The organism is Laspinema sp. D2d, assembly GCF_025370755.1.
Taxonomy (GTDB): domain Bacteria; phylum Cyanobacteriota; class Cyanobacteriia; order Cyanobacteriales; family Laspinemataceae; genus Laspinema.
Genome location: NZ_JAMXFC010000069.1, coordinates 1 through 14,580, shown reverse-complemented (window position 1 = coordinate 14,580; position 14,580 = coordinate 1). Strand labels below are relative to the sequence as shown.

Sequence of the window (14,580 nt, the reverse complement as noted above, 5' to 3'; positions counted from 1 at the left end):
TCATTTTTGTCCTACACTCTTTTAACAGTGGCTCCCCTCCTGGTGGGTCAAATTTCGCTTAGTCTAAACTCCAGTTATATTGGCTGACCCCATTTGAACTTTATTGATTTTGATTATGACCGGAATTTTTCCCGACCTGGAATTTCCTAATCTTTTCTTTAGATTTATACTCATGGGGCGAATGCAGATTTTTAAAAATTTTTTAATTATAAGATCCATTGCCGTCAATGGATAGTCCTCTGAAGATTATTTTACCTCACCGGCAACTCATGGAAAAATTAGATATTCTTATCGGGGGATCAGAAACATTGGAGAGAAACCCAGCGGGGGAGCATTAACAGCGATAAGCCAGAAAAAAACTTGATCCGCACAAATGGTCCCCAGCCCGGTCGAGAAAAAGCGCGATCGTCGTCCTGATTGGCACCCAACAATCGAGCCTTCTCGGCGGCTTCAGTCCGACTTTTCTAACCGAAAGAGCCACACCATTAGGGCGACTACCCCGAGTTGGAGCGCAAAATTAGGCAGTGCCGCGCCCACTTCACGACCGGCCATTAGTTGCGCCAGAAACACAAAAGCGCCAATGCCACCGGAGGCCCCACAAACCACATAAACAAATTTACGGAGTCCTTTATAGGGCGCAGCCGCCTCAGCCCTTAACCGAGCATATTTTTCCGGGGGGAGGGATTGTTTACCCCGGGGTTTAGGGTTGCCAGAACGAGGGCGGGTGGCATCAGAACTAGGGGAGGACCCAGGAGGGGAATTGGGAGTTGGATCAGTCATAAGACTCACAAAAACAGAAGGTTGAGGTTCGCCTTTCCATTATCCGAAACAATGGGGAACTCGGCATCCCAGGGGGCAAGAGTAGGTTTTTTACTTCCGGTCCCCTCCCCTGATTCTTGGTCCGGGTTAGGGTGGGGTCCACGCGCGATCACGCTTGCGCGTAGAATGGGTGGGTAAAGGGTCCAAAGGATCCACGCGCAAGCGCGATCACGCTTGCGCCTAGAAAGAATTTGGCACCCGGCTCCTTACAGGCGCGATCGCCTCCTTATGAGTGTGTGAGGTAGCGATCGCCCAAGAAGAACCCCACCCTAACCCGGACCAAGAATCAGGGGAGGGGACCGGAGAATCACGAGGGTCTATAAACACCCATTGATCCGTTAAAACTCATCCCTGTAGAGAATTTGTGCCTGGGGGTTATCGGGGAGGGTAGATGACTCGGTAAGATGGAATCGATCCCCCGGCGTTTTTCACAGCGTACCTCTGCGACAAATAGCGGGTTCAACCGCCTGATTTGTCGGAGTGGGATGATCATGAGCGATCGCCCGGGCGGTGTCTGACCAGCATTTATATTGAGGACATGGATATCGCAACAGAGAATGCTGCAACAATTGCTATCGTGTTTGTCGCCCTAGGAATCTTGGGGTGGGGATATTATCGCGCTAGGGATTTCGGAAAACTCGGCATCTTAGCCTGGTTACAGTCTGCGGTACTGATGTTCCCTTGGCTGTTGTTCTTTGGCTTATTCTCCGCCGGAATCTACCTGAACTTAGTGGGAATTCTGCTGCTGGTTCTCGCCTCTGCGGGGTTGTACATCTATTTGGGCAAACAACTACGGGCAGCGGGTCAGGATGAGGTCCTGCGAGAACGGGCCGCCAAACGTTTGCAGTCCGATCAGACTGCTGTGGGGGCCAACCCAGAGAACCCAAAGATTCCCGGTGTTGAAGACCAACTTAAGACGATCGCCCCGGAGTTTGTCAGAATTCCTGAAGAAGACCTCAAAAAGATCCAGGGGATTTTTGGCATTGATACCTTCTTTGCCACAGAAACGATTTCCTATCAAGAAGGGGCAATTTTTAAAGGGAATCTGCGAGGGGATCCGGATGAGGCTTATCACCGCCTCGCCCAGACCCTGCAAGAACGCATGGGCGATCGCTATCGGCTATTTTTAGTCCCCAATCCTGACGAAAAACCCGTGGCGATCGTCTTACCCAGCACCTCCGACCCCAAACCCACCACCCGAGGACAAAAAATCCTGGCTGTGGTCTTATTGATCGCTACGATTATCACCAGCTTAGAAACTGCTGGATTATTCCTAGGATTCGACTTCTTTACCAATCCCCAACGCCTTGGGGAAGTGCTCCCCCTAACCTTGGGAATCTGGGCAGTCTTGCTTTCTCATGAAATGGCCCATCGGATTATCGCCCAGAAAAATAACGTCCGCTTAAGCTGGCCCTTTTTCATTCCCACTTGGCAAATCGGGTCTTTTGGGGCAATTAATCGCTTTGAAACTCTTTTGCCAAACCGAACGGTATTGTTTGATGTGGCCTTTGCTGGACCTGCTGCTGGTGGATTAGTCTCTCTCGCCATGTTAATTGTGGGCTTACTCCTGTCCCATGAGGGCAGCTTATTCCAAATTCCGGCAGAGTTTTTCCAAGGGTCTGTGTTAGTCGGGACTTTAGCAAAAGTTGTCCTAGGTCCGGCATTGAATCAACCCTTGGTTCCCGTCCATCCGATGATGGTGATTGGCTGGCTAGGATTAGTAATTACCGCCATTAATCTTCTGCCTGCGGGTCAACTAGATGGGGGCCGGATCGTCCAGTCAGTCTACGGACGGACCATTGCCGGACGGGCGACGATCGCCACGGCCATTGTCCTTGCGATCGCTGCCTTCTTCAATCCCTTGGCCTTATATTGGGCGATCGTGATTCTCTTCCTACAACGGGGTTTAGAACGCCCCAGTTTGAACGAAATTAAAGAACCCGATGATGCCCGGGCAGCCTTGGCTTTGTTAGCCTTATTTTTGACGATCGCCACCTTACTCCCTCTGAGTACCTCCTTGGCCGGTCGTTTAGGAATTGGCGGATAATAATAGAAAGAGAAAGCCAGGGCAGAGGACCGCAGAACAAGACTGAGGTCCTCGATACAGTAGAAGTTAGAAACCGGGTTTCTTGAAAAAATCTTTACGTCATAAGCAACAAGTTTGGGCGAGAAACCCGGTTTCTTGTTCTCTTTTTTAAAAAAACATCTGATCGCGTTCCCGCTTTCCTTTTTTTGTTTTACCCCCCTTTAACATCATGAGTGCTCGACCCCAGATATTACTTGTTTTTGATACGACTTCTCTCTTAGCTGGTGAAACCAAGGTTTGGAAAGATTACAAACGGGTGGGGAGTTGTTTTGTCCCCAAAGTTGTCTTTGACGCCATGCAGGATTTCGCCGATCGCGCAGCGGAACCAGGACAGGAGAAGGCAGCAAAAGAATTTATGGCATTTTGGCCCAAAAGTGGCTGGCAGCAAACCACCGCTACCGCTACCCATCGCAAGTTAACACCACCGGAAGGGGCCGCCCTGAGTTTCAGTGCCCGGTTAAGTTTAGAAATGGCCGAGGCTGCCTATGGTGTGGCCCTAGAACGAGAAGATGCGATCGTCGTCTTTGTCTGCAATGGACAACCCCTACTCAAACGCATCGCCGCCTTACGGCAAGATAATCTCTGTGGGATTACCTCCGCGATGTTGTTACAGTGGGCGCGGGCGAAGAAAGAACCGGAGGTGGTAACTCAGCAGGTGGAGAGATGGCAACAAAGCGATGACTCCTCGGGAATGAGTACCGCATCCAAAGCGCGATCGCCCTCCAAAGACAACAAAAAAGCTGCAACCTCCCGCAAACCCGCCGCCCAGCGTCCCCCTGCCAAGCGAACTCAACCGATCCCCATCCAGGAAGAAATCATTGATGATTCGGCTTATGCACTCCAAAATCGCCGACGCGGGTTTTACGTTAAACCCAAAAAAACCAATATTTTTGCTCAGTTAAGTACCGGACTTGCCGCCTTAGTCATGGCGGCATTCATGATCACAGTCCTGGGCTTTACCTGGAAAATGGTCTTCCCCGAAAGCTTTAACCCCTTGTGGCAAAAGCACATCCAGCCCCAGTTAAAAAAATTACCCCCCATCCCTGGACTGTCCTAATCAACCTCTGGCAAAATACCGGATTGACCCCCCAAATCCCCTTAAAAACGCCCATTGGCTTTTTAGAATTTTGCCAGATGTTTAATATCAGGTTGGCGCGATCGCCCACATGAACCTACCCCCCCCAACCCTCATCCTTTGCAGGGAAGGGGGAGAAGATCAATCAGGAATTTTTGAGTTTAATCCACCGGACTTGATATAATCCAAAAAACAAAGCTGAAACCGAAAATTTATTCAGGTTCATAGTAAAAAATTCAGTCGTTCTCTGATGTTTTGAGTAACGACTGAAGTCATTCATCCTCCTATCCTTTTACCGCAATCCCTTTGTAAAAATACCCCACTGTCTTAGGAATCTTAGGGGCATAAAAGCGATCAAGTTCCAGAATTTGAAACTGATTTTCTATTAAACTTTGAATCGGACGATTCAAATGGCATCCATCCCCCACAATTTTTTGCAGAGGCGTGAGAAAGTTCTGCCAATATTGAATCTTCCGTTCCTCACTCAATCCATGTTCCAAAAAAAAGAATTTTCCATTCGATTTGAGAACCCGGTGAATTTCTGCTAAAGCCCGTTCCACTTGGGTAATACTACACAAAGTCCAAGTGCTAACCACACTATCAAAACTTTCATCGGGAAACGGTAAATTCTCGCCACTGATTACCCTAACTTCTACATCGATATTCGAGGAATCAATCCGGTTTTGGGCCCATTGATTCATCCCAGAATTCGGATCAACGGTGGTAAGCTTGTCAACGGTTTTTGGATAATGAGGCAAATTCAATCCAGTCCCAAACCCAATTTCTAAAACATTGCCAGATACCTCAGATAAAACCGCTTCTCTATACTGGGAAATACGCGGATCGGACATTGTAATATCCATCAAGTTGGGTAAAATAACCTGAGAATAAAATTTCATGCTTAATTTTAAAAGGATTGAGATTTTCTTATTTGATTATAACCAATTAAATTCAACCTTAAATTTAACCTCTATCCCTTAGTAAAAAGGTTAGCTGAGGGTGGAAAATTATTAACCTTTGGCTAAAGATAATGCTTTGATTAGCTCTTCGAGACGAATAGGTTTGGTGATGTAGTCATCCATTCCAGCCGCGAGACAAATTTCCCGATCGCCTTGCATGGCATTGGCAGTCATGGCGATAATTCTTGGCTTATTTAAGTGTAAGCGATCGGCATATTTTTTACAAATTTGACGAGTTGCTTCTAACCCATCCATTTCGGGCATTTGCACATCCATGAGGATAACATCGTAAGAGAGCCGATGCAACGCTTCTAAGACTTCAATTCCATTGTTGGCGACATCCGCCCGATATCCCATGCGATCCAAGATTCGTAAGGCAACTTTTTGGTTGACGATATTATCTTCGGCTAATAAAATCCTTAAAGGCATCTGCTTCGCCATGTCCTCATTAATCAGTGACTTTTTAGAACTGAGGATAGACTCATATTTAACGGGACTGGTTGAGAGGGTTTCTTCAAAAACTTTAATTAAGGTATTATAGAGTTGAGACTGTTTAATTGGCTTATTTATAAACGCTGCAAATTCAACAAAAATTCCATTCAATTCTAAAGATTCAGGTTTACCCATTGAGGTAAACATCACTAAGGGGAGGGATTGCCATTGGGGCTGGCTTTGAATCCTATTAGCGAGGGTTAACCCATCCATTTCAGGCATTTGCATATCCAAAATGGCAAGGTCAAAATGATTACTGACTTCTAAAAGGGCTAAGGCTTCGGAACCGGATGCAGCGGAGTGAGGAAACATTCCCCAGTTTTGAGTTTGTTTGAGCAAAATTTGTCGATTGGTGGCGTTATCATCGACGATTAGAAGTTTTTTACCCTTGAGTAAGGGCCGATCGCTTTGATGATAGTCGGGGGAATTAATCGCCCTGGGGTTGGAGTGAGCAATTAGGGTAAAGTAAAAGCTAGAACCCACCCCTTCTTGACTTTCAATCCACATTCGACCCCCCATTAATTCGCTCAAGCGCTTGCAAATTGCTAGTCCTAGTCCAGTCCCACCAAACTGGCGAGTCGTGGAGGCATCGACTTGAGAAAAGGGCAGAAAGAGGCGATCGCGACGATGGGGGGGAATCCCAATTCCCGTATCTCGAATAGAAAATTGTAACTCATAAGCAACCGGGGTAGATTCATCCTCGGATAGTGGCTGTAAACCCGAGAAAGTTTCGCAATTTGCCATGACTAAAGGAGTCACATCTTCAGACTGAGAGTCGGGAGAGGGGAATGGAGTGGCACTCACTGAGATGACGATTTCGCCAGTTTGGGTAAATTTGACCGAGTTGCCAATTAAGTTGACTAAAATTTGCCGCAACCGAGTGACATCGGAGATAATTTGTTTGGGTGTGGTCAGTTCAATTTGATATAATAATTCCAGCCCTTTTTCCGCCGCTTTAGGAGCAAACAAATCTAAAGCTTCTTCGATGCAAGTTTGTAGATTAAAGGGATGATTTTCTAGTTCAAGTTTCCCAGACTCAATTTTAGAGAAGTCGAGAATATCATTAATAATCGTCAGTAAGGCATCGCCACTGGTGCGAATGGTATCAATATAATCCCGCTGTTCCTCGGTTAAATTCATATCCAGTAATAACCCCGTCATGCCAATGACAGCATTCATAGGAGTGCGGATTTCGTGACTCATGGTGGCGAGGAATTCGCTTTTGGCCCGGTTGGCGACTTCAGCGGATTCTCGGGCTTGTTTTAAGGCTTCATTTTGTTCAGCCAGTTGCGATCGCGCTGCGCGTTCACGAACCAGTAATTCCGATTGTGCTAAAGCGATCCCGAGTTGAACGGCAACTGCTTCGAGTAACTCAATTTCCTGGGGTTCCCAATGGCGGAAGCGATCGCATTGATGAAAGCCAATGGTCCCATTCGGTTCGCCTTGATAGGAGGTGCGAACGGCTAACATTGACTTGATTTGAACTTGTTGACATAGGGGAAGTGCCTCCCGTAGTAAGGGGTCGGTATTCACATCATCCGAGGCGACAGCGCGATCGCGAGCAAATACCTTGAGAATGTAGGGATTCCCTTCCACCGGAATTTTAATCCCCATCATCGATGGATACCCCGGTTCTACATATTCGGCTACCGTATCTACGGTACTCCCTTCCGGAGTATAAGAGAGAATCACACAACGATTCAGATGAAAACCGCGCCCCATTAAATCCGTAGCGGTTTGTAAAATTTGGTGGGAATCTAAACTTTGGCGAATTTCACGGGTAATTTGCCCCAGTAACAACGTGCGATGGTATTCCGCTTGGAAGGCATTCTGAGCCATATCCCGTTCGATTTCCCCGCCGATCCATTGTGCCATCAAGGTCACCAGTTGGCGATCGCTGTCTTTAAAAGCCGTATCTCGGGGGCTGTGGCTAACAAAGCTGAGGGTTCCGAACACTTCCGAGGCCACAAAAATCGGTGTGCCAATATAGGCATGGAGTTTACGGACTTGATAGGCGGGATGGGTTCGCCATCCCTCAGATTGAGCGGCGGAGTTGATACAGAGTGTAGCTTGTTCAAACAGGGTATAGGCGTCATAAGTTTGACTTAAATTGAGCGCATCTCCGGGAAAGAGTTTAAACAAACTGCTAGGAGGATAGCAAGCAGCGACGATCTCGATGCGATCGCCCTCCAGCCGACCTAACATCCCTATTTCCAACTTAAATTGCTGAGAACCCATTGCTAACATCCGCTCCAGACGCTCTTGCAGGCTCAACTCCACCGCTGCTTGCACTTCAATGAGCGATCGCAATGCCGCCTCAGTTTCGCGCTGTTGCGCTTCGACATTCTTGCGATCGCTGATGTCGCTGGCAATCCCCAAAAATCCGGTAATTTCCCCTCGGCGATCGCGCAGGGCTGAGATAGACAACAAGATCGGAAACCGACTGCCATCTTTGCGGATATACGACCATTCGTATTCGTCCGGTTTCCCCCGCTGGATTTTGGCCGTAAATACATCAAATCCAGGCGCTATCTCTACCCCCAGTTCTTCAGACAGTTCCTGCGCCCTCTGGACCACTTCCATCGGGTCATGGAGAATTGCCGGAGTCATTTTCGCGACCATTTCCTCGGCAGTATAACCCAGCCAACGTTCAGCAGTGGCATTAAATGTATAAATCATCCCATCAATGCCTGTGGAGATGATCGAGTAGTTGGCACTATCTAAAATAGCTTGTTGCAGGGTGATGGTTTCTTCCAGACTATCCTCCCCGGACTGGGGTTGAGTCGGTTCCAGAAAACTTCTGGGGGAAGGGTTTACCACCTCGGGGAGAGGGGCGGATTGCGGGCGATCGCCTCCTGGATCTGGATTATTATTCTCTTGAACCAGGACGATGGTTTGACCCGTGAGGGGATCGGTAATCTGACGGAGGACAAGTGCCTGGGGTCCTACTACAGTTTTCTCCGGTAATACCTTCCCCGGCATGAGTCGGTTAACCATGCCGCTGTGAGGGAGAATCCCCGGACTCACCCCCTCTACCAACAGGGCCAAACGTCCTTGGTCAATCTCCATCCCAGAACAGAGGCAGGGAATCTCCACCGCTTCTCCCTGGGGATAAAATGTCCAGTGTTCGATCGCCGTTTCCCCAGACTTAAACCGTTTGCAATAGCCCTTTAATCGGGGGCGGGTTGCCCCTAAAATCTCCCGGAAATCTCGCTGTCTGAGTTCTTCCAAAGTCGCTGCACCCCAGAGTTGCAAAGCAGCAGGATTCGCCCACCACAGTTGCAACTGTTCGAGATCGAAAATCCAAATGGGCGATCGCAAGAGGGATAAGCAAGCGGGCAGTTTAAATGGGGTCACGACAGTTTTGTTGATTTCATACCTAGTTTATCAATTCCGTGGCTGATCTAGCTCGGAATTCCCTTGCGCAATGAACCCTCTGGTAGAGAGTGAAATCTCGACAAAAACCGCAGGGTATCTTTATTTTAGGACTGATATATCACCTGTTCTAAACCCATTATCGAGGGGGGAGAGATTGAGTGCAACTTCCCAGGCGCTCAACCTGAGATTCTAACTGCAACAACAAGGGGGTAATCTCTTCAAACATCTGGTCCCGCACTTGGTTCTCAAGTTCGGTGGAAATGGCCCCGATCGCCCGAGCCCCCATATTCAAGCTGGCTCCTTTAATTCGGTGCGCTTTTAACTCAACGGTACTCCAATCCTGGCGATCGTAGGCGGAACGAATCACTTCAATATCCCCCCACAGGCTGTCTACAAAGGCTCTTAACAGGCGCTCTTGTAATTCCAGTTTACCTCGGGAAATCTCCTGCAGCCGGTTCCAATCCAGGGGGGAATCTTCAAGCATTCCCTGGGGTAACTCTCTAGGGGATAAGGACCCAGAGGGTTCCAAGGTAGAATGGCTCACACCGGGAGAGAGAGTCGCTTCCCGGTGTGAGGGTTCGGTCAAATGGGGTTCCGATCGCTGAAGGGGGATAATCTGCGGAATCCAGCGATCCAGTGCTGCCTGTAATTGTTCGAGGAGGACGGGTTTACTAATGTAATCATCCATTCCTGCCTCCAGACACTTTTGGCGATCGCTATTGAGGGCATGAGCAGTCAGGGCGATGACGATGGTATGACGGCGGGTTCCTTCCCGCTGCCGGAGTTCTCGGGTCACTTCATAGCCATCTTTCTGGGGCATCTGACAATCCATAAACACGAGATCATAATCTTCACCGGCAAGGCGATCGAGGGCTTCAAGACCATTATTCACACAATCGGCATGATAGCCCAAGGTGTTGAGTTGAAACACGATCACTTGTTGATTGATTTCGTGATCTTCGGCGATTAAGATTTTTAGGGGGGACAAAGGCGCAGGAGCCAGGGAGAAAGCTTCTCCCTGAGACCCTCGGGGGCGATCGCTCAAAGCCACCTTGGGGGCTAACACTTGTTGCAAGCTTTCCACAAACTGAGACCCCCGCAAAGGTTTGATAATATAAGCACTGATCCAATGGGGGGCTAAGGCTTCGGCGATCGCCCGTTGATTAAACTGCGCCAAGGCGATCGTCCGGGTTGTCGCCAAATTTGGCTCCTTCTTCAGGGCTTGTAACAGGGTGGAGCGATCGCCCTCCAATAAGTTCACACTTGCCAACAGCGCATGGTAAGGGGTTCCTTCTGCTGCCGCCTTCCGCAAGGCACTCAGGGCGCTTTGGCGGTCCGTCACTTGATCCACTGTGATTCCCCAGCGATCGGCGAAATGCTGCACCGACTGACGATGCATCTCACTCTCATCGGCAACTAGGAGTTTTAGAGACTGCATCTCCAGGGTTGTACCCTGGTAATTTTCCCGTTCTGTGAGAGTTTGCTGTACGGGCAAGGTAACAGTAAACCAAAAGGTAGAACCCTGATTCAACTCACTCTCAACCCCTATTTGGCCCTGCATCAATTCCACCAATTGTTTAGAGATAGCCAGTCCTAACCCCGTACCGCCATACTGGCGAGTAGAGGAACTATCCACTTGAGAAAAGGATTGAAACAACTTGGTTTGATCCTGGGGTAAAATCCCAATTCCCGTATCGGTAACGGCAAATCGCAAGGTGACGGGATTGCGCTGGGCTGGGGGGAGGGAATCGGTTTCCGAGGTGGAATCTTCAGAGACGGCACAAACGGCGATGGAGACTTCTCCCACTTCAGTAAATTTAATCGCATTATTGACTAAATTCAGCAAAATTTGCCGCAACCGCGCTGGATCTCCAAACAGATGGCGAGGAACGTTGCGATCGATGCAAATGCCCAAATCAAGTCCCTTCTCCTGAGCGGGAGCAACCATCAAATCCACGACGGATTCTATACATTCATCTAACTCGAAATCAATCGGGTTGAGATTCATTTCTCGCGCTTCTAATTTAGAAAAATCGAGAATATCATTAATGACGGTTAACAGATGTTCGGCACTGGAAAAAATTGTTTGCGCATAGTGTTTTTGTTGGGGGTTTAATTCCGTTGCCAGGAGCAATCCCGTCATCCCCAGTACCCCATTCATGGGGGTGCGAATTTCATGACTCATACTAGCCAAAAACTCACTTTTGGCCCGATTAGCAGCAACTGCCGCCTGTTTCATTTGGGCTAAAATAATGTTCTGTTTTGCCAGCTTTTGGGAGATGCGGGTTTGCTCTGCCAGCAGTTGGGCTTGAGAGAGGGCAATGCTGACTTGATTGGCAAGTTGTTGTAAGAGTTCAGTTTCAAACTGTGTCCATTGGCGCGGGGTGGAACATTGATGGGCAATGAGTAATCCCCACAATCTTTCCCGTAGGGGATCTTCAGGGGCATCCCGTTGGAGTAAGGGAACTACGAGGTTGGCTTTGACCCCAATTCTTCTAAGCAAGTCCCGATAGCAAGCGTGAATCTCTGCGGACTCGACATCGGCGATCGCGTTGACTCGCCCCTGTTTGTATTGTTCTAAATAGCTTTTGGGAAAGCAGGTATCAGTAATCTGATTTCCTAATAGCGGCTGACAGGTTTCAACGACGGCTTCTTTGACCACAATTCCGGTTCCATCGGCCATCAGTTGAAAGACGATCGCCCGATCGGCGTGGAGAACTTGTCGGACTTCTTCAACGGTGGTTTGGAGAATTTCGCCAATATCTAGGGATTGACGAATTTTGATGGTCAATTCTGCAAAGAGTTGAGCACGTTGATTCTGCTTGATAATTTCCTCCTGGGCTTCTACCCAATCGGTAATGTCTTCAGAAATTCCCATGAGATATTTAGGGGTGTTAGTTTCATCGATAATCGGGACTTTACGGGTATGAAGTAATCTCATCCCTTGATGTGGAGTTTGAATGGTTTCTAAGGGAATATCTGCCATTTGTTGGGTTAAGAGAGCTTGGCGATCGCTTTGGGTGAAAAAATCAGCTTCTTCTGGATGAAAGAGGTCATAGTCGGTTTTGCCTAATACTTGATCTTGGGAATAGCCAAATTGTTGTTCACTGGCTTTATTCCATCGAATAAATTGCAAGGTTTTGGCATCTTTGATAAATAAGCCGAGGGGCATATTTTCAATGACTGAGTTAAGAAAGGTTTTGGTTTGTGCTAATTCGGCTTGAACATCTGGACGGGGGGTGATCTCGAACGGTGCTCGGTTAGAGGAATATCGGCGATCGCGAATCTCCTGGGATGTGCGGGTTTGTCGAGGTTCGCTGCTTCCGGCTTTGAGCACTATGGAACGAGGGATAATGCTAACTAAGATCCCGTTGGCGATCGCCGTCGCAATTGCCAGGGAGTCCCGCATAAGTCCCAAAAATGGGGGGGCGATTCCAGCCCAATTTAAGAGATTCAGGAGGATGAGGCTCACCCCTGGGGCTACAGCGAGGATCCATAGAACCGGGGTCGCGATCGCTCTTCCCCTGATTTGATGCTCAACTCTCAAGATGTCCCATTTCATGACTTCACCATTAATAACCGCAATTGCGATCCCCGCAGCGATCGCCATCACCAACAGGGACAGCATTATCCTAACCTCCTCAGCAAACGGCACGTTCCTCATCCCTAGGAGGGGTCCGGTTAAATACATCCCAATCAACCCAGCTAAGGCGATCGCCGCACCTTTAGTCAACTCCCCTTGGTGCGATCGCGGTTCTGTCTTCATTAGCCCATCCAGAGCGATCAGCAAATAAGATATCGCGATCGCTATTCCCATTGACAGCCCCACTATGTGAGGATCGTAGCTGCCGGTTAACATAGTCTCGCTAGAGCGATAGATTCCCATTCCCTGGAGCATACGAATCACGTTGATATTGAGTACATTTCACAGATCACAGCCAGCGAACTTTGTTCGAGCCTTCCTGTCCTTCTCTCTAACCTTTTCCTCAACTTTTGATCCCAGCCGAGTGCGGATTTTCACTCCTCACCCCGAAAGGCGCAATGCTATTTCTTCCCTGCCAGCCTTTTAATCTATCATTAGGAAGATGACACTCATGGTTTATTTCTTACCAATAGTTTAGATGGGGACTAACTTTGTCCACAATTTTAACCCGTCCCTCTACAGTTTGAAGCTTAATTAAATCTTAAATTTTCTTGAGTCGCCTCACTTTCGTGATTATAATAAAGTATCTAAAAATTCCTAAAATTTCCCTATCAAAAGGTAATTTAGGTTACAGTTTTTTAAAAAACTTGACCTTAGTTATTCAGCCGGAGAGCGCGTTATACAGATGCCCTCCGATTCGTGAACAATAGTTTTCTAACCTGTACTGATTCCGGGCGATTAAAATTACTTTAAGGCGATCGGGCTGAAAAATCACACCTCACGTTAATACCTGATACTCATCAGTTTAAAAAAGCCAATTGACTCAGGTTTCCGACGTCCTCATCGGGTTGGAAATCGGATTAACCCCTGAATTCAGTCATTTGGCTAACCCTACTATAGGTCCGATTTAAACCCTGAAACCTACCCAGTTATTAACCCAGTATCCTGGGGTAGTTAACCCCTATTTTGGGCTGGGATACCCTCTCAGCACAAGGTAACGACCCGATTTTAGACAACCCAGCAAATCCCTGGGCGATCGCCCTTTATTTTTCTTTGGTTTTCCTATAGTCTGCCCGCCGCATCCTCAATTGAATATCTTCGAGCAACTTGCGATTCACCGCCAATAAATCAGCCACCAAACCGAGGATAATCAACTGTACCCCGATCAGAATTAAAATAGCCGCTAAAATCAAGCTGGGAATTCGAGTGCGGTCCGTTCCCATTAAAAAGAAACCTAACCAGCGCATCCCCAAAGCCACCCCTAAACTTAACGGAAAACTTCCTAAAATTAGGAAGAACCGTAGGGGTTTATAGGTCATAAAAATTCTAAAAATCGTTAAAATAGAGCGATGAATATAGCTGGGAATACTTTTGACTAAGCGAGAAGGTCGTAGCTCTCCATTCGTGCGGATGGGAACCGAAGTAATTGCCATCCCTTTCTGGCCCGCTTGAATAATTGTTTCTAGGGTATAGGTATATTGATTAAAAACATTTAACTGCATCGCCGCATCCCGACTAAAGGCCCGAAAACCGCTAGGTGCATCGGGGATTCTCGTATTACTAGCCAGACGTACTACCCAACTTCCGAGCCGTTGTAAGAATTTTTTAGTCGGGGAAAAATGTTCAATTTCTTGAATCGGTCGCGCCCCGATGACAATCTCCGCATTTCCTAATAAAATAGGGTGAATCAAAGCCGGGATATCTTCAGCACAATATTGATTATCGGCATCCGTATTGACAATAATATCAGCCCCGGCTTTTAGAGACGCTTCTAATCCCGCCATAAAAGCTTTAGCTAGACCTTGATTATTGCCAAGGCAAACGATATGATCTACGCCACAAGCTTTAGCCACTTCCACCGTGCGATCGCGGCTGCCATCATCAATCACCAACCACTCAATTTCATCAATTCCCGGTAACTGACGCGGCAGTTCACTAAGGGTAAGTCCCAGAGTCTGTTCTTCGTTATAACAGGGAATTTGAATAATCAGTTTTGTCATAGCACCGTTGAAAGTTTGGCGCTTAAATTTTAGCGCTTAGATGGCGCGATCGGGGAGATGGGGAGGATGGGGGAGATGGGGAGGATGGGGGAGATGGGGAGGATGGGGGAGATGGGGAGGATGGGGGA

General features: G+C 47.9%; 7 protein-coding genes. 2 read left to right on the top strand and 5 right to left on the bottom strand.

The features are described 5' to 3' along the window. Nucleotides 1–450: 450 nt before the first annotated feature. Nucleotides 451–780, bottom strand: coding sequence for a DUF3493 domain-containing protein (locus NG796_RS25920; protein WP_261210354.1), 330 nt, complete (start codon nucleotides 778–780; stop codon nucleotides 451–453). Nucleotides 781–1,357: 577 nt separating this feature from the next. Between NG796_RS25920 and NG796_RS25915 the strand changes: the two genes are divergently transcribed. Beyond that, on the top strand, nucleotides 1,358–2,866 hold the full coding sequence (locus NG796_RS25915; RefSeq protein ID WP_261210352.1) for a site-2 protease family protein: 1,509 nt from the start codon (nucleotides 1,358–1,360) through the stop codon (nucleotides 2,864–2,866). A 208-nt stretch (nucleotides 2,867–3,074) separates the two neighbouring features. Continuing rightward, on the top strand, nucleotides 3,075–3,962 hold the full coding sequence (locus NG796_RS25910) for a PIN domain-containing protein (RefSeq protein ID WP_261210350.1): 888 nt from the start codon (nucleotides 3,075–3,077) through the stop codon (nucleotides 3,960–3,962). A gap of 302 nt (nucleotides 3,963–4,264) precedes the next feature. On the opposite strand, the gene NG796_RS25905 is transcribed toward NG796_RS25910, so the two are convergent. The 4 genes from NG796_RS25905 to NG796_RS25890 all read right to left on the bottom strand — a co-directional run bounded on the left by NG796_RS25905 (nucleotide 4,265) and on the right by NG796_RS25890 (nucleotide 14,452). Continuing rightward, nucleotides 4,265–4,879: a class I SAM-dependent methyltransferase gene (locus tag NG796_RS25905; RefSeq protein ID WP_261210348.1), complete on the bottom strand. Its 615-nt coding sequence runs from the start codon at nucleotides 4,877–4,879 to the stop codon at nucleotides 4,265–4,267. Nucleotides 4,880–4,990: 111 nt separating this feature from the next. Then, a complete protein-coding gene (locus tag NG796_RS25900; protein WP_261210347.1) occupies nucleotides 4,991–8,788 on the bottom strand; it encodes a response regulator in 3,798 nt (1,265 codons plus the stop codon). Between the two features lie 157 nt (nucleotides 8,789–8,945). Then, nucleotides 8,946–12,707, bottom strand: coding sequence for a response regulator (locus tag NG796_RS25895; RefSeq protein ID WP_261210355.1), 3,762 nt, complete (start codon nucleotides 12,705–12,707; stop codon nucleotides 8,946–8,948). Nucleotides 12,708–13,495: 788 nt separating this feature from the next. After that, on the bottom strand, nucleotides 13,496–14,452 hold the full coding sequence (locus NG796_RS25890) for a glycosyltransferase family 2 protein (protein WP_261210345.1): 957 nt from the start codon (nucleotides 14,450–14,452) through the stop codon (nucleotides 13,496–13,498). Nucleotides 14,453–14,580 lie beyond the last annotated feature (128 nt).